A 20,174-nucleotide genomic window follows, 5' to 3' on the forward strand; every position below is an offset into this window, starting at 1 on the left:
AAACCGCCGCCTGGCCCATAAAACCGGGGTGCGTTGTCACGCACCCCGGTTTTGTGTTGCGACGAGTTAGCCCGGGAGTCCGATTCGACGCTCACCCGAGCGGAGCTGCTGGAGCACCACCGCCAGGACCAGCAGCCCACCCTTGGCGACGTTCTGCCAGAACGAGTTCACCCCGAGCAGGGTCATGCCGTTGGTGAGGATGCCGAGCAGGATGACCGCCAGGATCGTCCCGGCGATGGTGCCCTTGCCCCCCTTGAGGGCCGCGCCACCCAGGGCCGCGGCGGTGATGGCTTCGAGTTCGAGTCCCTCGGAGCCGGAGACCGGCTGCCCCGATCCGGTCCGGGCGGTGATCAGGATGCCCGCGAGGGCGGCGACGGCGCCGGTCATCATGTAGATGCCCAGAATGTAGCGGTTGATGTTGATGCCCGCCAGGCGCGAAGCGACATCGTTCCCACCCACCGCGTAGATGTTGCGCCCCATCGTGGTGTACCGCAGCAGGACGTGGATGCCCAGCGCGATGACCACCAGGATCCAAATCAGCGTGGGCACTCCCAGCACGCTGCCGCGGGCGAGGAACACGAAGAACGGGTCGGCCCCGGTGTAGCCCTGGGCGCGGCCATCGGAGATGAGCTGGGCGATGCCCTTATAGGCGGCGAGGGTGGCCAGGGTGGCGATCACCGGATTCACCCGGCCGAAGACGATAATGCAGCCGTTAATCAGGCCGCACAGCAGCCCGATTCCCACGGCCCCAACCACGCCGATCAGCGGCCCGGCGGAGGTGAAGATCATCGCGCTGGTCACCGAAGCGAGGCCGGCGATCGATCCCACCGAGATATCCAGGCCGCCCATGATGATGACGAGGGTCTGGACCACCGCGAGCAATCCGGAAATGGCGATGGCGGTTCCGATGACCTTGAGGTTGGGGACGGTGAAAAACAGCGGGTTCTGGGTGCCGATGACCAGCACCACGAAGGCGATGGCCATCAGCAGGGACATGTTCTGCACCCCCATCGCGGTGAGGAACCGGCGGAAGAATCCGGGGGTGTCGGCGGGGGAAACGCGGGTGGGGGAGCTGGTGGAGACCGTTTGGGTAGGCACGGGGTGCCTCCTTCCTGTGGGAGGAAAAATGGGGACGCGAGGCTAGTCCATCGCGAGGGCGAGGATGGATTCCTCGGTGGCGTCTTCCCGGGAGAGCTCGCCGGTAATGCGGCCGGAGGCCATCACATAGACGCGGTCGGCGAGGCCGAGTACCTCGGGGAGTTCGCTGGAGACCATCAGGATGGCGACCCCCGCGCGTGCCAGTTCGTCGATGATCGCGTAGATTTCGGCCTTGGCACCGACATCCACACCGCGGGTGGGTTCGTCCAGCAGGAGGAGCCGCGGCTTGGTCGCCAGCCACCGGGCCAGGACGACCTTTTGCTGATTGCCGCCGGAGAGGTTTTTGACCAGCTGGCGATCACTCGGGGTACGGATCCCCAGCTTGGTGATAAACCCGTGGGCGAGTTCCTCCTCGCGGGTCGAGCTGACAAACTTTCCCCGGGAGATCTGGCCCAGGACCGCGAGGGCGATGTTGTCGCGGACCGAGCGCTGCATGATCAGCGCCTCGGCCTTGCGCTCCTCGGGGGCAAACCCGACGCCGGCGGCGACCGAGTCTGCCGGCGTGTGGAAGGTGACGGTTTTACCACCAACCCCCAGCTCGCCGGACTCAACCGTGAAATCACCCACGATGGTCTTGAGCAGCTCGCTGCGCCCGGCACCCACCAGACCGGCGATGCCCACCACCTCGCCGGCGCGCACGCTCAGCGTGATGTCGTGAACAAACTCGTTGCCCACGCCTTTCAGGCTCAGGATGGTGGCACCGGGTGTGACCGGCTCGCGGTGAAACATCTGGGAGAGGTCGCGGCCCACCATCATCCGCACCAGATCATCGTGATCGGTATCCTCGGTGCGCTTGGTCCCCACCAGGCGGCCGTCCCGCAGCACGGTGATCGCATCGGCCAGCCTGAAAATCTCGTTCATGCGATGCGATACGTACCCGATCGCGACCCCGTCGGAGCGAAGTCGGCGAATCAGATCGAAGAGGATCGCCGCCTCCTCCTCGCCCAGGGACGAGGTGGGCTCGTCAAAGCAGATGACCGCCGGATGATCCACCACCGCACGCATGATCTCGACGATCTGACGCTGTGCCGCCGAGAGCTCGCTGCCCAGGGCCTCGGGGCTGATGACCCCGGCAAACCCGAATTCGGCGAGGGCCGTGCGTGCGCGTTCGATCAGCTCGCGGCGGCGAAAGATCGGGCCGCGCGTACCCAGGAGCCCCACAAAGATGTTCTCGGCGACGCTCACGTGGGGGATGATCTCGGGTTCTTGCGCGATCACCCGGATGCCCGCGGTGCGCGATTCGCGCGGTTCGCCAAAGTGAACGGGGCCGCCGTGCAGGGTGAGGGCGCCCGTATCGGGCTGATAGTCGCCGGTGATGATTTTCAGCAGGGTCGACTTGCCGGCCCCGTTTTCCCCCATCAGGGCGGTGACCTCGCCCGCGCGTAGTTCGAGGCTGACGCCGGACAGGGCGGCGACCGGGCCGAAGCTCTTGGTGATATCGGTGGCGCTGAATACCACCTGGCCCACGGCAGCAGGCGGGATGGTGAGGGGAGCGAGTGCGCTCATGGCGCGATCCTTTCGACGGTGAAGGTGCGTGGTGGGGGAGCGGTGGGGCCGCCGAGCGACCCCACCGGCGGGCGGCCTAGGTGCAGGCGACGCCCTTTTCCTTCCAGTTGCCGGCGTCCACGATCTCGGTCTTGGCGATCGTGGCGGGCGGCAGCGCGGTGCCGTTACGCAGCAGGTCCACCATCGAGGTCACCGCCGCGCGACCCACCTCGACCCCCGAGATGTACAGGGCCGACTTATTACCGGTGGTCTGACCCGCCGACCAGTCCTTGCAGGTGAGGTAGGCGCCGAGGCCCACCCCGTTGATGTTTGCGGGGGACACCCCGGAGTTCTGCAGGGCGGTGACGACACCGGTGGAACTCTCGTCGTTGCAGCCCCACACCACCCAGTTCTGCACCCCGGCGTTGGCGGTGATGACCGCGCCCGCCTTATTCTGTGCGTCGGTGGCCGAGTTATCGGTCCCGATCTGAATGGTCTGCGGGCCGTCGGCGCCCACGGCCTTGGTGAAGGCCGCCGCGGCACCGTCCATGCGCTGGTTACAGACCGAGAGGTCCAGCTTGCCGGCGGAGAGGATGCGGGTATTTTCGGCGGTCCAGCCGGACTCGGCGTAGAGGCGTGCGGCCTCCTCGCCGACCTTGGTGCCCATGGCGGTGCCATCGAATCCGGCGAACGGGGCATCCTTGCCCGCCGCATCCTTGATCACGTCGTCCGAGGCCATGATCGGGATACCCGCGGCCTTGGCGGCGTCCAGCACCTGCGGCCCGATCTGCTGATCGGGAACCACGATGATGATGCCGTCCACCTTCTGGGCGATCACCGAATCCATCTCGCTGATGGCCTTATTGGCATCCACGCCGAGGTTGACCACCTTGATGGTGACGTTTCCCAGCTCCTTCGCCGCGGCCTTTGCCCCCTCGGCTTCGTCGACGAAGTACTGCTGATCGCCCTGCTTTTGGAGGTAGGCGATGGTCAGTGGGCCATCCTTTTTTCCTCCGGCCGCGCCGCTTTCGCCGGGGGCCTCCATGCCCGAGGAGCAGGCGGTGAGTCCGAGGAGAAGTCCGGCGCTCAGCAGGGTGATGACGGTTCGAGCTCTACTGTGAGTTCTCATGCTCATGACGGTTCCTTTGCTGTGTGAGGGCCGGCCTCGTTGCCGGTCCCCGATCTCCGGCGGAACTGCGATGTTCCGTTTGGGTGACCGTATAGCGAGGCTATGGCCGGTTTGCCGGCTCAGGAAGCAGAAAATCTTGGAGTACCCGGACAAAACGACGATTGCGGATGCGATACCCGAGAAGGGTTTCGCATCCGCAATCGCGGTGGGATTTGGGGGTCAGGCCGAGGGCCAAGCCTCAGCCAATAGGCGGTAGGAGTGCTCGCGCACGGCGAGACTGTGGGCCTGGGTGGTGATCACAAACTCGTCCGCTCCGGTGGCCTGTTGAAGCGCTTTCAGGCGTGAAACGACGGTTTCGGGGGAGCCGACGATGCGCGTGGCGACCCGGTCGGAGACCAGCAGCGCCTGCTCGGGGGTGAGTGGGTTTTCGGCGTCGGTTTCGGGGCTCAGATAGGGGCCGGCCACGTAGTCGGTGCGGATCGAGTAGAGCCAGCGTTCGAATGGCTTGGCCAGGCGTCGTGCCTCCTCGTCGGTGTCGGCGACCAGCACATCCACCGAGACAGCGATGTACGGGGAATCCAGTTCGGCGGAGGGGATAAACGCCTCCCGATACGCCCGGACGGTCTCCAGGATGTTCTGCGGAAGCGCGTGATAGTTTGCCCCGAACCGCAGTCCGTTTGCCCCGGCCACCTCGGCCGAAACGCCGGCCGAGCTGCCGTGCACCCAGACCTCCACGTCGGCACCCTCGGCGGGGGACGCGGTGATGTGCACGTCCGCGGGCACCTCGCCGGGGGCGGTGAACGTGCCGCGCAGGAAGCCGAGGATGTCATCCACCTGCGCCCCAAAATCGGTGGGGTTGCCGGGGAAGCGGTTGAGCAGGCGGTCGTTGAGGCCCGCGCGCGCATCGTTGAACGGGGTGATCACCCAGGATGGGATCACCACGCCGTCCACCTCGCGGTGTTCGCCGATCGGGCCGGGACGGGTGGTCCCGGCCTCCAGAGCCGCGTTGGTCTGCCGCCCGCGCTCGCGCTGCTCGGCGCTCGGTCCGCCGCGGCCGATGCCCAGATCGAATCTGCGCCCGGTGAGCGCGGCCACGGTACCCGCCACCTCGGCCACCTGAAGCGGCGTGTGGTGGTCCACGATGATGACCGCGGTGCCCACCCGGATGGACCCGGTGGCCTGGGCGATGGTCGGGGTCAGCAGGACCGAGGCCGCCCCGGCACCGCCGAGAAAGAGGTGGTGCTCGGCCACCCAGTAGCGCCGGTAGCCGGCGGCCTCGACCGAGCGGGCGAGGGCTACGGTATCGGCGAAGGCACCGGCGGCGTTCCCACCCTCGGAAATGAGGACCAGGTCAAGGACCGAAAGGGGGATGGCGGGGGAGTCGGCGGCATGCGATTGCGCGTCCGTGTGCAAAGACGTCATCCCGCCATCCTCCCAACTCCGGGCCGCGCGCAATACCCCCGCGTCACAGTGTGCAATGTTGCGTGACATAGCGTCACCGATGTTGGAAACTTCGAGGAGATTCCTAAAGTGATGCCATCCCCCCTTCCTCCCTGGAGGCAGTCCCACCCCGGCTGGCGTATGTCGTGGGGATTCACCGAAGGAGCACGCATGACCCACTCACGTATTCGCCGCCGGAGCACCCTGGCGCTGATCGGGATGACCGCCCTGGCCGCCCTCGCGCTGAGCGCGTGTTCCTCCTCCGCCGCCCCGGAATCCTCGCCGTCCTCCTCGGCCTCGGCGGAGAAGGTCACCCTCGGCGATCCGGCCAAGCTCAAGCTGGTGAAGGACGGCGAGCTGACCGTTCACGTGGACGACCCGGTGTGGTCGCCGTGGTTCATCGACAATAAGCCCGATAACGGCAAGGGTTTTGAGAGCGCGCTGACCTACGCGGTCGCCGAAAAGCTGGGCTTCAAAAAGGACCAGGTCAAGTGGGGCTACACCGCCTTTGCGGCCTCCTTTACCCCGGGTCCGAAGGACTTCGACCTGTACACCCAGGAGGTCTCGATCACCGATGAGCGTGCCAAGGCCGTCTCGTTTAGCGACCCCTACTATGTCTCCCGCAGCGTCGTGATCACCAAGGACAACTCCCCGGCCCTCGCGGCCAAGAGCGTGGCGGACCTCGCCAAGTACCGCTTCGGCACCGTGGCCGGAACCACCCAGGACAGCTACATCACCCAGACCATCAAGCCCAAGGACGTGCTGTCCTTCGACACCGTGGCCCTGAGCACCCAGGCGCTGGAAAATGGCCAGGTGGATGCGATCGTGGTGGACCTGCAGATCGGCCAGAACGTGGTGCTCAACCAGTACAAGGACCTCAAGATCGCCGGCCTACTCAAGGACAACGGCGTGAGCAAGGGCATGGGCTTCGTGTTTGACCTGAACAGCCCGCTGGTGCCCTATGTAGACGAGGCCCTGAACCAGCTGCGTGCCGATGGCACCATCGACAAGCTGGAAAAGGAGTGGCTGCCGCTGCCCGAGCAGGTACAGGAGTACACCCAGTAACAATGGCTTCACCACTCAATCCCCCACCCGAGAGTGCACCGGGCGCGAATCTGCGCCGGGTGCACCTCGGTGCGTTTTACCCCAATGACCACCACCACACCCTCTGGGGGCATCCCGAGGCCGGCAGCCAGATCGAGTTCGCCGACTTTGCCCGGTTCGCCCGCAGCGCCGAGCGCGGCCTGTTCGACTTTGTGTTCCTCGCCGAGGCGAACTGGCTCCAGGAGCATCGGGGGCGCGTGGTGGAGCACGCGATCCTCGACAAGCCCGACTCGCTCACCGTGCTCGCCGGCCTCGCCGCCGAAACCGAGCGGATCGGACTGGTCGCCACGATCGGGACCACCTTCTCCGACCCCACCGACGTGGCCATCCGCCTGGCCACGCTGCACCGCCTCTCCGGGGGACGCGCGGGGTGGAACGTGGTGACCTCCCACACCAGTTTTGGCGTGGGGGCCTCCACCAACTTCCGTCCCGGACGCATGGTCGCCCACGCCGATCGCTACCGGCAGGCCGAGGGCTTCCTGGCCGAAACCGCCCGCCTCTGGTCCGGTGCCGAGGCGGCGGCCGGGCTCGCCGCGCTGCCCGGTCCCGGACCGGCAATCGTCCAGGCCGGTGGATCTCCCGAGGGTCGCGACCTGGCCGCCGCCCACGCCAACGTGATCTTCGCCGGCCGGCGCAGCATCGAGGCGTCCCGTGAGTTCTGTGCGGACCTGCGGGAGCGCCGTCGGGCCGCGGGCCGCCTGGACGACCTGATCATCCTTCCGTCCACCTCGTTTGTGCTGGGGGATACCGAACGGGAGGCGCGCGAGATCGCCGCCGACTGGCGACTGCAGGAGGTCACCCCGAAGGTCGCCGTGTTCCTGCTGGAGGAGGTCTGGGGGATCGACCTCACCGACTTCGACGTGGACGGTCCGCTGCCCACCCAGGATCCCGACTGGGAACACGCCGACCGCTATGCCCGCGGGCAGGTGGGTGGCGAACGCGATGCCCGCGTGCTGGTGGAGTCCTGGCGCGCCCTGCAGCGCGAGCGCGGGTTGTCCACCCGCGCGCTGCTCGGGGAGGTGCGCGCCCGCCGCGACTTCGTGGGCACCCCGAAGAGCGTCGCCGATCAGATCAACCACTGGGTGCAGACCGGGGCGGCCGACGGCTTCGTGGTGAACCCCTCGGTGGTGCCCAGCGGGCTCGACGCCTTCGTGGACCGAGTCATTCCCGAGCTGCAGGAACTGGGTGTCTATCGCACCGAATACGCGGGGAGCACGATCCATGATCACCTCGCCGAGGGGAGAGACGCGTGAGCATCGACGATCGGGTGGCTGCTCAGTCGGCACCGCCGGTGGGTCGCCCCGGCCCGCCGAAACTCAGCGACGCCGAGTTGCGGGCCCTGCTGGTACGACCGGTGTGGTGGAGGCGCGCGGATGTGCGCCGCTCGGCGCTGATCGCCACCGTGAGCACGCTGGCTCTGCTGGCGGTCCTCGGATTCGGGCTGTCCTCCTCGGCCGGCTGGGAGTCGTTCCAGGCGGCGTTCCTCAGTCCCGAACACTTTGTGCTGTCCTTCCCCAAGGTGTGGGACGGATTCCTGCTGAACGTGACCCTGTTCATCATCCTCGAACCCATCGTGCTGCTGGTGGGCCTCGGGCTGGCGCTGCTGCGCAACCTGTCCTCGCCGGTGTTTTTCCCGCTGCGGGCGTTTGCGATCGGCTATATCGACCTGTTCCGCGGGCTGCCGGCGATCCTGGTCATCCTGATGCTCGGCATGGGCATTCCCGCGCTGCGGATCGAGGGGCTGAGCTCCTCGCCGCTGTTCTGGGGCGCGGTGGGCTGCGTGCTCACCTCGGCCGCCTACACCGCGGAGACCTACCGGGCGGGCATCGAGTCGGTCCATCCCAGTCAGCGTGCCGCCGCCCGAGCCCTGGGCTTCGGCCACGGCCGCACACTCTGGTACATCGTCCTGCCGCAGGCAGTGCGCCGCGTGGTGCCGCCGCTGATGAGCGGATTCATCGCCCTGCAGAAGGAGACCGCGCTGATCTCGGTAATCGGCCCGATGGAGGCCTCGCGGGCCGCCCAGGCGTACTCGGCCACCACGTTTAACTTCACCTCCTACCTGGTGGCGGCGGTGCTATTTGTGAGCATCACGATCCCGCTGACCCGGCTGACCGACCACCTGCTGCGTCGCGCCCAGCTGCGCCGCGGCATGGGAGGGGCGGTATGAGCGCGGTCGCGGCGGTCAGCATCCGCAACCTCTCCCAGGCGTATGGGGAGAACCTGACCCTGAAAAACGTCTCGCTCGAGGTGGCCCCGCACGAGGTGATCGCGCTGATCGGCCCCAGCGGGTGCGGCAAGTCCACGCTCCTGCGCACGATCAACCTGCTGGAGGACAGCCTCGCCGGCGAGATCCTGGTGCACGGCGAACCGGTGACCGGGGAGGCCGGACGTGGCGGACGCGACCGCGTGCGTCGCCGCGTGGGCATGGTGTTCCAACAGCTCAACCTGTTCCCGCACCTCACCGTGCTGCAAAACATCACCCTCGCCCCGCGCAAACTCGGCGGGCTCTCCAAGGCCGCCGCCGAGACCAAGGCTCGGGCGCTGCTGGCCCGGTTTGGTCTCGCCGAAAAGGCCGACGAGTACCCCGACCGACTCTCCGGCGGGCAGCAGCAGCGGGTGGCGATCCTGCGCGCGCTGGCCACCGAACCGGAGGTGATCCTGCTGGATGAGGTCACCTCGGCGCTGGATCCAGAAACCGTGGGGGAGGTGCTCGCCCTGATCCGCGAGCTGCGCGACCTCGGGTTGACCCTGATCCTCGCCACGCACGAGCTGCAGTTTGCTCGCACGATCGCCGATCGGATCGTCTTTCTCAGCGGCGGCGAGATCGTGGAGCAGGGCACCCCCGCCCGGATTCTTGACCATCCCACCCACCCCCGAACCCGGCAGTTTGTGGCCAGCATGATTCACCCCGAACAGGCGAGTATCGCCGAAAATTCACCCAAGGAAGCCATCGGATGACATCCCCGACCCTCACCCCCAAAATCGAGCTGCACGTGCACCTGGAGGGTGCCGTCCGGCCGCACACGCTGTTCGAGCTAGCCCGAAAAAACGGCGTCACCCTGCCGGTGGACAGTCTTGAGGAGCTCGAGAGCTTCTATAACTTCACCGACTTCAACCACTTCATCAACGTGTGGAACGTCACGACCGACGTGCTCTTCAATCCGGACGACTACCGCCGCGTGGTGGTGGACTACGCCCGCGAGGCGGCGAGCTTTGGTGCCGTCTATCTGGAGGGGATCTTCTCGCCGGGTCAGTACTATGTGCGCGGCATCGATCCCGATGACCTGTTCACCGGGTTTACCGATGGCATCCAGGAGGCGCTGGAGGAGACCGGCGTGATCGTGCGCCTGACCCCGGATGTGGACCGCAATCGCCCCGCCGAGCTCAGCGAGCAGATCGTCCGCGACGCCGTCCGCTACCGCGACCGCGGCATCGTGGGGATCGGCCTGGGGGGACGCGAACGTGCGGCCCCCACCTCGAAGTTCACCCGGATGTTCCAGATCGCCCGCGACGGCGGTCTGGCCTCGGTCCCGCACGCGGGCGAGGATGACGGCGCCCAGTCGGTGCGCGAGGCGATCGATCTGCTGGGTGCCGACCGGATTCGGCACGGGTTCCGGGCGATCGAGGATTCGGCTCTGGTCACCGAGCTGATCGAGCGCGGCATCGTGCTGGATGTGTGCCCCACCTCCAACTTACGTACCCGCGTCATCGATCGACTCGAAGATCACCCGATTGGTGCACTGGTGGCCGCCGGGCTGCCGGTCACCGTGAACACCGACGACCCGGCGATGTTTGGCACCGACCTGGGCCGGGAACACGAGATCGCCCTGGCCGCCGGTGCCAGCGCCCGCGGACTCTACTATGCCGGCGTGCTCGGGCAGGTGGGTGGTCCGGAGATCACCGAGCAGCTGCGCCGGATCGGTGCCGAGGCCTGGGGTGATGCACCGGCGGCCGCCGAGGAAACCGCCGAGTCGATCACGCTGTCGGGCGGCGCGCGATGACCGAGAGATTTGTGATCGGCGTGCACCTGGATGATGATCCGATCGGAGCGGCCGCGGACGGATCGGGGATTGCCGCGTTGGTGGACCTGATCCGCGCGGCCGAGTCCGCGGGGATCGACTACATCGGTCTCGACGATGCGCTCCTGGGCCCCGGCGACGGCGTGCCGCGCGCCACCGCCGGGGAGACCCTCGCCTATCTCGCACGTCGCACCGCCCGGATCGCGCTGGTCCCCGGCGTGGCCGCGCACTATGTGGAGCCCTTCCACGCGGCCAAACAGGTGGCTACCCTCGACTTTGTCAGCGAGGGGCGCGCGGGTGCCTTGGTGCAGCGGGGGAGAAATGCGACCGCCGACCGCCTGGTCCCCGCGGCGAGTGATCTGGACGAGACGGGTCTGCGCGTCCAGGCCGCCGAGTTTACCCACGTGCTGCGCCAGCTCTGGGACTCCTGGGAGGATGACGCGACGGTGCGAGACGTGGCCACCGGTCAGTATGTGGACAGCTCCCGGGTGCATGAGATCGCGCATGAAGGTGACTATTTTCGGGTGAAGGGTCCGCTGATCACCCCGCGTCCGCCGCAGGGTCAGCCCCCGATATTCGCCCGCGCCGAGAGCGCGGCATCCGCGCGCGACCTGTGGAGTGGATCCTCCGAAACCACGGCACCCGATGTGATCCTGGTGGACGAGGCGGATGCGGAGGTGCTCCTTGCCGAGTATCCCGCGGGTACCACCGCGCGGCTGATCGTGGTGCTCTCCGGCGAGGACGCCCCCGGTCTCGCCGCGCGGATTGCCGCCTGGCGGGCAACCCCCGGGATCGCCGGTGCGGAGATCCGGACCGATACCGCCGGGCTGCACGCGCTGCTGGCCGGCGGGGTTTTGCCGGTTCGGGAGGACGGCGCCGGGGACGCCACCCTCGCCGGGCGGCTCGGGCTGCCGCGACGCCCCAGCCGATTCGCGTCCGCACGCTAGCACGGACCACGCAGACACAAAACCGGCCACCCCTGGGTGGCCGGTTTTGTGCGCGCTACTTGATGAAGCGGTAGGTAAATGGATAGCGGTAGGGCCTGCCGCCGCTGGACTTCGAGCCGCCGATAATGGCGAAGATGAATTCGGCAAACTGGACCACGATAACCAGGGGAACGAGTGCGTACCCGATCAGGATGGGCAACGTTAGCCCACCAACCAGGAAGAGCGCACTGATCAGGATCCAGGCGGAGAGCTGGAAGTTCAGCGCCTCCTTGCCCTCCTGATTCACAAACCGGCCGCGGCGACGCAGCTTCAGCCAGATGATCAGCACCGGGATCGGCCCGAGCACCCCGGCGAAGTGTGAAGCCGAGCCCCAGAAGCGGTCCTGTGCATCGGTGATCGGCGCGACGGCGGGCAGGGGCACCGAATAGGTCCCGCCACCGGTCTGTCCGGTGGAGTACGCGGCTCGGGCGGGCGTGGGGTCCGGCGCCGCGGTGATAGAGTCGGCGAGCGCCGCGGCATCCATCTGTGTGTAGTCGATCTGCGTGGACGGTGCCTGGGCCCATGCCGCCGAATCAAAGTGCGGGTAGACGGGTTCGGAATCATCCGCCGGGGCGAAAGCAGGGGTCTGTGGCTCGCCGGGGGCGGGGGTGGACTGCGTGGGATCGCTCATGATGCCTCCAGGATAGCGTGCGGTTGGGACTGAATGCGCCGCAAAAATGCGGAACGGCCGGCCTCGTGGGACCGGCCGTTCCGCAGATCCAACCTAGGGAATGAAGCGGAAGGTCAGCGGGTAGCGGTAGGGAGCGCCGCTGCTGGTCTTCACGCCGCCGATGATCGCAAACACGAAGGCGGCTACGCCGACCGGCCAGATCAGCATCAGCAGGATCACGCCGATGCCGATAAAGCTGGTGATCCCGCCCACGACGCCGAGGGCGATGCCCAGCAGCCAGGCGCTGATCTGGAAGTTCAGCGCCTCCTTGCCCTCCTGGTTCACAAACGGGCCGCGGTCGCGGAAAATCAGCCACACGATCAGCACGATGATCGGCCCGAAGATGCCGGCGAAGTGTGCGAGTGACCCCCAGAGGCGGTCGTTCTCGGGGGTGAGCGGAGCCGAGCTCGCGGGCGGAGTGTAGCCGGGCTGCTGGCCGTAGGGCTGCTGCCCGTAGCCCGGCTGCGGCTGGCCCGGCTGAGCCTGACCCGGTGCCGGATATCCCGGCTGCGCGGCACCCGGCTGCGGGTATCCGGGCGGCGGAGTGGGCTGCCCGCCCTGCGGAGGCGTGGGCGGCAGCGGCGGCACCGCGCCGCCGGGCTGGTTGGCGTCCGAGGGTTCGGGGTTCGACTGCGTGTGATCGCTCATAGTGGAATCAGGATAACCGCCGCGAGGTAAATTCGATACGTCTGATTACCGACTATCACCAAAAACCGTCGGATTGGGTGTCAAAATGCCCCCGCACCGGGTGTCAGAGATTGGAACCGGACGCCGGAGCGAGCTAGAATTAGCACTCAGTGATGACGAGTGCCAATCCGTTTCGGTGCGGACCGTCCCACAACGAATGCGATGAGATTTCCCCGGGGAAGTCGCGATGAGATGGAGGTGACCGATGGTCTCCGAGCGTGGCCTGGCCGTCCTTCGCGCAATCGTCTCCGATTACGTGTCCAGCCGTGAACCCGTCGGCTCCAAGGCGATCGTCGAACGCCACTCCTTCGGGGTCTCGGCGGCGACGATCCGCAACGATATGGCCCAGCTTGAGGATGAGGAGCTGATCCACGCCCCGCACACCTCCTCGGGCCGCATCCCCACCGATAAGGGCTACCGCCTGTTTGTGGACCACCTGGCCGAGCAGCGCCCGCTGTCTCCCGCGCAGCGCGGGGCGATCCAGGAGTTCCTGGGCGACGGGGTGGGACTGGACGATGTGCTGTCGCGCACCGTGCGTCTACTCTCTCAGCTCACCAACCAGGTGGCCATCGTGCAGTACCCCTCGTTCGCCCGCGCGCAGGTGCGGCACGTCGAGTTGGTCTCGCTGGGGGATGCCCGTCTCCTGGTTGTCCTCATTACCGACAACGGCCGGGTCGAGCAGCGCACGGTCGAGGTGACCGCGCCGCTGTCCACCCAGGACGTGGACGACCTCAAGGTGCGCATCAACCACGAACTCCTCGGTCACAGCGTCGAGGACGCCTCCCGGGTGCTCGTGCGGGTGCGTGCGCTGGGGGTTCCCGGACACCCGGGCCTGGTGGATCGAATCTGCGATGCGCTGGACGAACAGCTGGCCGAATACCGCCAGGATCGCCTGGTCATGTCCGGCACCGCGAACCTCGCTCGCAGCGAGGAGGACTTCGCCGGGAGCATCTATCCGGTCCTGGAAGCCCTCGAACAGCAGGTGGTGCTGATGCGCCTGTTTGGCGAGATGAGCATCGATGCGGCGGGCATCACCGCCCGGATCGGTCGCGAGAATGAACCCTTCGGCCTGGCCGAAACCTCGATCGTCGCGGGGAACTACCGTTCCTCTGCGGGCGAAATTGCCCGTCTCGGGGTCCTCGGACCCACCAGAATGGATTACTCGGGCAACATCGCCTCGGTTCGCGCCGTGGCACGCTATCTTTCCCGCCAACTCGGCGAGAACTAACCCCGCGGCGTTTACGTCGCCGTTCAACCGGCCGCTGTCCATCACGGGCCGCTGGCCACAACAATCAAATGCGCGACGCTTCGGCGTCGCCACCATGGAGGATCACGGGTGGCTGACCACTACGAGGTACTGGGCGTTTCGCAGGACGCATCGGCTGAAGACATTAAGAAGGCCTACCGCAAGCTGGCTCGTCAGCTGCACCCCGATGTGAACCCCTCCGAGGAGGCGCAGGAGCGCTTCAAGCTCGTGACCCACGCCTACGATGTGCTGGGCGACGCGGACTCGCGTGCCCGCTATGACCGCGGCGAGACCGGTCAGGGCGGCGACGCGGGCTTCGGCGGCTTCGGCGATATCTTCGAGCAGTTCTTCGGTGGCGGCGGCCAGCAGCGCGGCCCCAAGTCACGTCGCGAGCGCGGCCAGGACGCCCTGCTGCGGGTGGAACTCGACCTTGGCGAGGTGGTCTTTGGAACCCACCGCGACCTCGAGGTTGACACCGCGGTGCTGTGTGAGACCTGTCAGGGCTCCTGCTGCCAGCCCGGCACCCAGCCCGTGACCTGCGACATCTGCCGCGGTTCGGGCACGATCCAGCGTCCGGTTCGCAGCCTGCTGGGCAACGTGATGACCTCGACCCCCTGCGGGTCCTGCCGCGGATACGGCACGATCATCGCCAACCCCTGCGTCGGCTGCCAGGGCCAGGGCCGCGTGCGTGCGCGCCGCACCGTGTCGGTGGACATCCCCGCCGGCGTGGACACCGGCCTGCGCCTGCAGATGCCCGGTTCGGGCGAGATCGGCCCCGCCGGTGGCCCGAACGGTGACCTGTACCTGGAAATGAAGGTGCGCCACCACGACGTCTTCAGCCGCAACGGCGACGACCTGCTGTGCACCCTGGAGGTGCCGATGACCGAGGCGATCCTCGGCTCAACCACCACGATCCATGCCCTCGATGGCGACCTCGAGGTCGAGATCAAGGCGGGCGTGCAGAGCTCGGATGTGATTACCGTGCGCGATCGCGGCATCACCAAGCTGCGCGGCCACGGCCGCGGCGACCTGCGTATCGGCATCCAGGTGATCACCCCGACCAAGCTGGACCACCGGGAGCGTGAGCTGATCGAGAGCTTCGCCGCCAAGCGCAAGGACAAGACCGCCGCGCTGGGCGAGTTCCAGCAGGGTCTGTTCGCCAAGCTCCGCGATAAGCTGCGCGGCTAGCATGTCGAGCCTATTTCTGCGCGATTTTGTCGGGGTGCCCGCCGTGGGTGACACGATCACCCTGGAGGGTGCCGAGGCCAAGCATGCGGTGACCGTCAACCGGACCCGCGTCGGCGAGGAGATCTTCCTCGGCGACGGTGCGGGTCTGCTGATCGGTGCCCGCGTGACCGTCTCGACCCCGGGTCTGCTCGAGGCCGAGGCGCTGAGCGTCGAGGTGCACCCGCTGCCGACCCCCGAGCTGATCCTGGTGCAGGCCCTCGCCAAGGGGGACCGGGACGAGATGGCGGTTCAGGCGGCCACCGAACTCGGCGTGTCCGGGGTATACCCGTGGGCGGCCGAGCGCAGCATCTCGCGCTGGGATGCGCAGAAGAAGGTTAAGGGTCGCGCGCGCTGGGCGACCATCGCCCGCGAGGCGACCAAGCAGTCGATCCGTCCGCACCTGGCGCATGTGCACGACCTGCTGGACCTCGCCGGGGTCGCGGCCCTCGCCGCCGACCACGATGTGCTGGTGCTGGATCCCACCGCGCCGATCGCTCTGACCGCGCATATGGCCGCGCGCGAGGCCGCCGACACCCGGCCGATCGTGCTGGTGGTGGGTCCCGAGGGCGGCATCTCGGCGCGTGAACTGGACGCGCTCGAACAGGCCGGCGCGCACCGCGTGGTGCTCGGCACCACGATTCTGCGCACCTCGACCGCGGGCCCCGCGGCGCTCGCGGTCATCACCGCGGCGCTGGGCCGGTGGTAGGAGCGGGTCTTCCCGAGGTGTGCGCGGTGAATTCTTCGGCGCGCACACCCCGTACGTTCACCCCGATCGCTAGTATGGAGCTATGACAGCCACCGAGCCGAGTATCTTTAGCCGCATCATCGCCCGAGAGATCCCCGCCGACATCGTCGCCGAAACCGATCACCTGATTGCCTTCCGCGACATCGCACCGCAGGCACCGGTGCACATCCTGGTTGTGCCCAAAACCGAAGAGTATGTGACGGTGGCCGAGCTGGCCGCCGCCGACCCCGAGCTCCTCGCCGAGCTTGTGCTTTTCGCCCAGAACATCGCCAACGAACACGCCGACGGCAGCTTCCGCCTGGTCTTCAACTCCGGTGCCAACGCCGGTCAGACCGTGTTCCACGTGCACGCCCACGTCCTCTCCGGCAAGCTGGAAGAGGGGCGACTTGGTGCCTAACGTGCCCTCGACCGGAGATACCCCGGTCGGCAGCAACCGCATCGAACGACGCATCCCGATCGACGGGGTTGCGATGGTCCACCTGCTGGGTCCCGAGGACCGCCTGCTCTCGACCATCGAGGGGCGTTTCCCCGCGGTGGATGTGCACGTGCGCGGCAACGAGGTCACCCTGGCCGGGCTGGCCCACGATGTGGCCCGGGTTGAGGAACTGATCGCCGAGCTGATCGCGCTGGTTCAGGGCGGACACACGATCGAGCCCGCCGATGTGACCGCCTCGATCAAGATCATCACCGACGGTGAGCAGCGTCCCAGCGACGTGCTGGGTCAGAGCATCGTGTCCAGCAAGGGCAAGGCCGTGCGTCCCAAGACCGCCGGTCAGCGCGACTACGTCGACGCGATCGACGAGTACACCATCGTGTTTGGGCTGGGGCCGGCCGGTACCGGTAAGACCTACCTGGCGATGGCGAAGGCCGTCCAGGCGCTGCTGCGCAAGGAGGTCTCGCGGATCATCCTGACCCGTCCCGCCGTGGAGGCGGGGGAGCGGCTGGGCTTCCTCCCCGGGACGCTGAGCGACAAGATCGACCCGTATCTGCGTCCGCTCTACGATGCCCTGGGTGACATGCTGGATCCTGAAACCGTGCCCAAGCTGCTCGCGGCCGGCACCGTCGAGGTGGCCCCGCTGGCGTATATGCGCGGTCGCACCCTGAACGAGGCGTTTGTGATCCTCGATGAGGCGCAGAACACCACCCCCGAGCAGATGAAGATGTTCCTCACCCGGCTCGGCTTCAACTCGAAGATGGTCATCACCGGCGACGCCAGCCAGGTGGACCTCGGCACCGGACTGAGCGGACTCAAGGTCGCCCAGCGGGTGCTCTCCGAGGTGGGGGATATTCACTTCGCGAACCTGACCAGCGACGACGTAGTGCGCCACAGCCTCGTGGGTCACATCGTTGACGCCTATGGCGAGTATGACGCTCGCCAGATCGCCGCCCGGCACGAGCGAGATCGTGCCGCAGAATTTGCACAGCGCGCCGAAAAGCGCACCGGAACCGGCGGCCCGAGCGGCCGCAACCCCAGGAGGGGCACCAGCTCATGAGCATTGAAATCAACAACGAGTCGGCCGTCGAGATTGACGAGGCCGCGCTGCAGCGCCTGGGCGAGTTTGCCCTGGCCGCGATGCACGTGAGCCCCGAGGCTGACCTCAACATCGTCGCCGTGGATGAGGCTGCCATGGAGCAGCTGCACGTGCAGTGGATGGATGAGCCCGGTCCCACCGACGTGCTGAGCTTCCCGATGGATGAGCTGCGCCCGGGTACCCCCGAGCAGCCGACCCCCGCGGGCCTGCTCGGCGACATCGTGCTGTGCCCGCAGGTCGCCGAGTCGCAGGCAGAAACCGCCGGACACTCGACCCTGGACGAGCTGCTGCTGCTCACAACCCACGGCATCCTGCACCTGCTCGGCTATGACCACGCCGAGCCCGAGGAAAAGCGCGAGATGTTTGGCATCCAGCGCGATATCCTGCTCGGCTTCCACGTGCAGGAGCGACGGTCCTAGGCCGCCAATGAGTGACCATACTTACCTCCCCGCAGCCGGTGTGAGCGTCGCATGAGTGAGCTGATTACCGCCATCGTCGCCCTGATCCTGGTGGCCTTTGCCGCCCTGATGGCCGCGGGGGACGCCGCGATCACGGTCAAGTCCCGCAGCGACCTGCTGGAACTCGCCGAAAACTCGCGTTCGGCCCGCTCGCTGCGGGCGATTGCCGCCGACCCCGGCGCGCACCTAAACGCCCTGGCGTTTATCCGCATCATGGCCGAGTCCACCGCCGCGGTGTTGATCACCCTGGAGATCTCCTCGCAGCTGGACAACTTCTGGCTGGCGCTGGCAATCTCGGCCCTGGTGATGACGATCGTCTCGTTTATCCTGGTCGGGGCGAGCCCGCGTACGGTGGGTCGCCTACACGCCGACGGGCTGCTCAAGGTTGCCGCGCCGCTGCTGCACGCGGTGCGGGTGCTGCTGGGCCCGCTGGCCAACGCACTGGTTCACCTGGGCAACCGGGTCACCCCGGGAACCACCCGCTCGGTGTCGTTCAACAACGAGGAGCAGCTGCTCTCGATGGTGGATGAGGCTACCGAGCTGGACGTGCTCGAGGAGGATGACCGCGAGCTCATCCACTCGATCTTCGAGTTCAATGAGACCATCGCCCGGGAGATCATGGTGCCCCGCACCGACATGATCACGATCGATGCCGACGCCACCGCGGATGCGGCGATGAGCCTGTTCCTGAGCACCGGCGTCTCGCGGATCCCGGTGATCGACGGGTCGGCCGACGCGATCGTGGGTGTGCTCTACCTGCGTGATATCGCCCGCATCGCCCATGAGGGTGACGCGGCGGCCCGCGAGCGCGAGGTGCGTGAAACCGCCCGCGCCGCGGTGTTTGTGCCCGACTCGGCCAAGGCCGACGACCTGCTGCGCCGCATGCAGCTGGAATCCAACCACCTGGCCCTCGTGGTGGACGAGTACGGCGGGATCGCCGGCCTGGTCACCATGGAGGACATCATCGAGGAGCTCGTCGGCGACATCTCCGACGAGTACGACTCCGACTCCAACGAGGTCGAGGAACTCACCCCCGGCAACTTCCGGGTGAGTGCGCGCCTGCCCGTGGACGAGCTGGGCGAACTCTTTGACATCGAGCTGGACGACGAGGACGTGGACACCGTCGGTGGCCTGATCGCCAAGTCGCTGGGTCGCCTGCCGGAGGCCGGGGCGCGCACCATCGTCGGCGGCCTGGAACTCACCGCCGAACGCACCGACGGACGGCGCGGCCGGGTCACCACCGTGCTGGTCACGCGTGCGCTGATCGCCGAGGCCTCGATCCCCACACTTCCGGACGCACCGGGCGAAAACTAGCTCCGAACGCTCCACCCCAACACCCCACAGAGGACACAGTATGACCACCGAAGAACCCACCCGCAAGCCGCGCGGCGGCTTCCCCAAGTACCGTTCGGGATTCGTCTCGTTTGTGGGACGCCCGAACGTGGGCAAGTCCACGCTGACCAACGCCCTGGTGGGCGAGAAGGTCGCGATCACCAGCGCCAAGCCGCAGACCACCCGCCGCGCGATCCGCGGCATCGTGCACCGCGACTACGGCCAGCTGGTCATCGTGGACACCCCGGGTCTGCACCGCCCGCGCACCCTGCTGGGTCAGCGCCTGAACGACCTGGTGCAGAACACCCTGGGTGACGTGGACGTCATCGGGTTCTGCCTGCCGGCCAATGAGAAGCTCGGCCCCGGCGACCGCTTCATCAACGAGCAGCTGGACCTCTACCCGCGTGCCAAGAAGGTCGCGATCGTGACCAAGGTGGACACCACCGGCGGCGCGAGTATCGCCGCCCAGCTGCTGGCCGTGCAGGAGCTGCGCGAGTGGGACCTGATCATCCCGGTGTCGGCCGTGACCGACGATCAGCTGGACATCCTCACCGACGAGCTGATCAAGCTCATGCCGGTGGGCGGGGCCATGTACCCCGAGGAGACCGTGACCGACGAGTCCGACGAGGACCGCATTGCCGAGTTCATCCGCGAGGCCGCGCTGGAGGGTGTGCACGACGAGCTGCCGCACTCGCTCGCGGTGACCCTCGACGAGATGGTCGAGCGCGAGGATAAGGACCTGCTGGAAATCTACGCGAACCTCTTTGTGGAGCGCGACAGCCAGAAGGGCATCATCATCGGCAACAAGGGTCAGCGTCTGCGCGAGGTGGGCCAGGTGGCCCGCGAGCAGATCGAGGACCTGCTGGGTCGCAAGGTGTTCCTCTCGCTGCGGGTCAAGGTGGCCAAGGAGTGGCAGCGCGACCCGAACCAGCTCGGTCGCCTGGGATTCTAGCCGC

At 67.2% G+C, this 20,174-nt stretch carries 20 protein-coding genes; 14 read left to right on the forward strand and 6 right to left on the reverse strand.

Annotated features, from left to right (window positions below; translation table 11 throughout):
* Nucleotides 1–66: 66 nt before the first annotated feature.
* The 4 genes from C7C57_RS07465 to C7C57_RS07480 form a co-directional block, all read right to left on the reverse strand.
* A complete protein-coding gene (locus tag C7C57_RS07465) occupies nucleotides 67–1,098 on the reverse strand; it encodes an ABC transporter permease (protein WP_223144800.1) in 1,032 nt (343 codons plus the stop codon).
* A 42-nt stretch (nucleotides 1,099–1,140) separates the two neighbouring features.
* Entirely contained in the window at nucleotides 1,141–2,664 is a 1,524-nt protein-coding gene (locus C7C57_RS07470; RefSeq protein WP_187978156.1) for a sugar ABC transporter ATP-binding protein, read from the reverse strand.
* A gap of 76 nt (nucleotides 2,665–2,740) precedes the next feature.
* The gene (locus C7C57_RS07475) at nucleotides 2,741–3,778 is read right to left on the reverse strand and encodes a substrate-binding domain-containing protein (protein WP_223144801.1); all 1,038 of its coding nucleotides are present in this window, start codon (nucleotides 3,776–3,778) and stop codon (nucleotides 2,741–2,743) included.
* Between the two features lie 213 nt (nucleotides 3,779–3,991).
* Entirely contained in the window at nucleotides 3,992–5,194 is a 1,203-nt protein-coding gene (locus C7C57_RS07480) for an LLM class flavin-dependent oxidoreductase (RefSeq protein ID WP_187978157.1), read from the reverse strand.
* Nucleotides 5,195–5,383: 189 nt separating this feature from the next.
* Between C7C57_RS07480 and C7C57_RS07485 the strand changes: the two genes are divergently transcribed.
* From C7C57_RS07485 to C7C57_RS07510, 6 genes are read left to right on the forward strand one after another with little or no spacing between them, the layout of a single operon-like run.
* A complete protein-coding gene (locus tag C7C57_RS07485; protein WP_187978158.1) occupies nucleotides 5,384–6,277 on the forward strand; it encodes an ABC transporter substrate-binding protein in 894 nt (297 codons plus the stop codon).
* Nucleotides 6,278–6,279: 2 nt separating this feature from the next.
* Nucleotides 6,280–7,569 carry an LLM class flavin-dependent oxidoreductase gene (locus C7C57_RS07490; RefSeq protein WP_187978159.1) on the forward strand — a complete coding sequence of 430 codons (1,290 nt, stop codon included), beginning with the start codon at nucleotides 6,280–6,282 and terminating at the stop codon, nucleotides 7,567–7,569.
* Complete coding sequence (locus C7C57_RS07495) at nucleotides 7,566–8,483, forward strand: amino acid ABC transporter permease (protein ID WP_223144802.1); 918 nt, start codon at nucleotides 7,566–7,568, stop codon at nucleotides 8,481–8,483. The genes C7C57_RS07490 and C7C57_RS07495 overlap by 4 nt, the downstream gene beginning before the upstream one ends.
* Nucleotides 8,480–9,274 carry an amino acid ABC transporter ATP-binding protein gene (locus tag C7C57_RS07500; protein WP_187978160.1) on the forward strand — a complete coding sequence of 265 codons (795 nt, stop codon included), beginning with the start codon at nucleotides 8,480–8,482 and terminating at the stop codon, nucleotides 9,272–9,274. Before C7C57_RS07495 ends, C7C57_RS07500 begins: the two co-directional genes overlap by 4 nt.
* Nucleotides 9,271–10,317, forward strand: coding sequence for an adenosine deaminase (gene add / locus C7C57_RS07505; protein WP_187978161.1), 1,047 nt, complete (start codon nucleotides 9,271–9,273; stop codon nucleotides 10,315–10,317). The genes C7C57_RS07500 and add overlap by 4 nt, the downstream gene beginning before the upstream one ends.
* Complete coding sequence (locus C7C57_RS07510) at nucleotides 10,314–11,282, forward strand: LLM class flavin-dependent oxidoreductase (RefSeq protein ID WP_187978162.1); 969 nt, start codon at nucleotides 10,314–10,316, stop codon at nucleotides 11,280–11,282. Before add ends, C7C57_RS07510 begins: the two co-directional genes overlap by 4 nt.
* 55 nt (nucleotides 11,283–11,337) lie before the next feature.
* Here C7C57_RS07510 and C7C57_RS07515 read toward each other — a convergent pair whose 3' ends face one another.
* Entirely contained in the window at nucleotides 11,338–11,952 is a 615-nt protein-coding gene (locus C7C57_RS07515; protein WP_187978163.1) for a DUF4870 domain-containing protein, read from the reverse strand.
* A gap of 93 nt (nucleotides 11,953–12,045) precedes the next feature.
* A complete protein-coding gene (locus tag C7C57_RS07520; protein ID WP_187978164.1) occupies nucleotides 12,046–12,639 on the reverse strand; it encodes a DUF4870 domain-containing protein in 594 nt (197 codons plus the stop codon).
* A 244-nt stretch (nucleotides 12,640–12,883) separates the two neighbouring features.
* Here C7C57_RS07520 and hrcA point away from each other — a divergent pair, with 244 nt between their 5' ends.
* The 8 genes from hrcA (at nucleotide 12,884) to era (ending at nucleotide 20,170) form a co-directional block, all read left to right on the forward strand.
* Complete coding sequence (gene hrcA / locus C7C57_RS07525) at nucleotides 12,884–13,906, forward strand: heat-inducible transcriptional repressor HrcA (protein ID WP_030143677.1); 1,023 nt, start codon at nucleotides 12,884–12,886, stop codon at nucleotides 13,904–13,906.
* 108 nt (nucleotides 13,907–14,014) lie between these two features.
* Nucleotides 14,015–15,112, forward strand: a complete 1,098-nt coding sequence (dnaJ, locus tag C7C57_RS07530; RefSeq protein ID WP_030143676.1) for a molecular chaperone DnaJ — start codon at nucleotides 14,015–14,017, stop codon at nucleotides 15,110–15,112.
* A 1-nt stretch (nucleotide 15,113) separates the two neighbouring features.
* On the forward strand, nucleotides 15,114–15,857 hold the full coding sequence (locus C7C57_RS07535) for a 16S rRNA (uracil(1498)-N(3))-methyltransferase (RefSeq protein ID WP_030143675.1): 744 nt from the start codon (nucleotides 15,114–15,116) through the stop codon (nucleotides 15,855–15,857).
* Nucleotides 15,858–15,939: 82 nt separating this feature from the next.
* Nucleotides 15,940–16,293, forward strand: coding sequence for a histidine triad nucleotide-binding protein (locus C7C57_RS07540; protein WP_030143674.1), 354 nt, complete (start codon nucleotides 15,940–15,942; stop codon nucleotides 16,291–16,293).
* Nucleotides 16,286–17,389, forward strand: a complete 1,104-nt coding sequence (locus C7C57_RS07545; protein WP_051701846.1) for a PhoH family protein — start codon at nucleotides 16,286–16,288, stop codon at nucleotides 17,387–17,389. The genes C7C57_RS07540 and C7C57_RS07545 overlap by 8 nt, the downstream gene beginning before the upstream one ends.
* Nucleotides 17,386–17,847, forward strand: coding sequence for an rRNA maturation RNase YbeY (ybeY, locus tag C7C57_RS07550; RefSeq protein WP_030143672.1), 462 nt, complete (start codon nucleotides 17,386–17,388; stop codon nucleotides 17,845–17,847). Before C7C57_RS07545 ends, ybeY begins: the two co-directional genes overlap by 4 nt.
* Before the next feature lie 51 nt (nucleotides 17,848–17,898).
* Nucleotides 17,899–19,200, forward strand: a complete 1,302-nt coding sequence (locus C7C57_RS07555; RefSeq protein WP_187978165.1) for a hemolysin family protein — start codon at nucleotides 17,899–17,901, stop codon at nucleotides 19,198–19,200.
* 40 nt (nucleotides 19,201–19,240) lie between these two features.
* Nucleotides 19,241–20,170, forward strand: a complete 930-nt coding sequence (gene era, locus C7C57_RS07560) for a GTPase Era (protein ID WP_051701850.1) — start codon at nucleotides 19,241–19,243, stop codon at nucleotides 20,168–20,170.
* Nucleotides 20,171–20,174: the final 4 nt, after the last annotated feature.

Source organism: Mycetocola sp. JXN-3 (genome assembly GCF_014522285.1).
In the GTDB taxonomy this organism is placed as follows: Bacteria; Actinomycetota; Actinomycetes; order Actinomycetales; family Microbacteriaceae; genus Mycetocola; species Mycetocola saprophilus.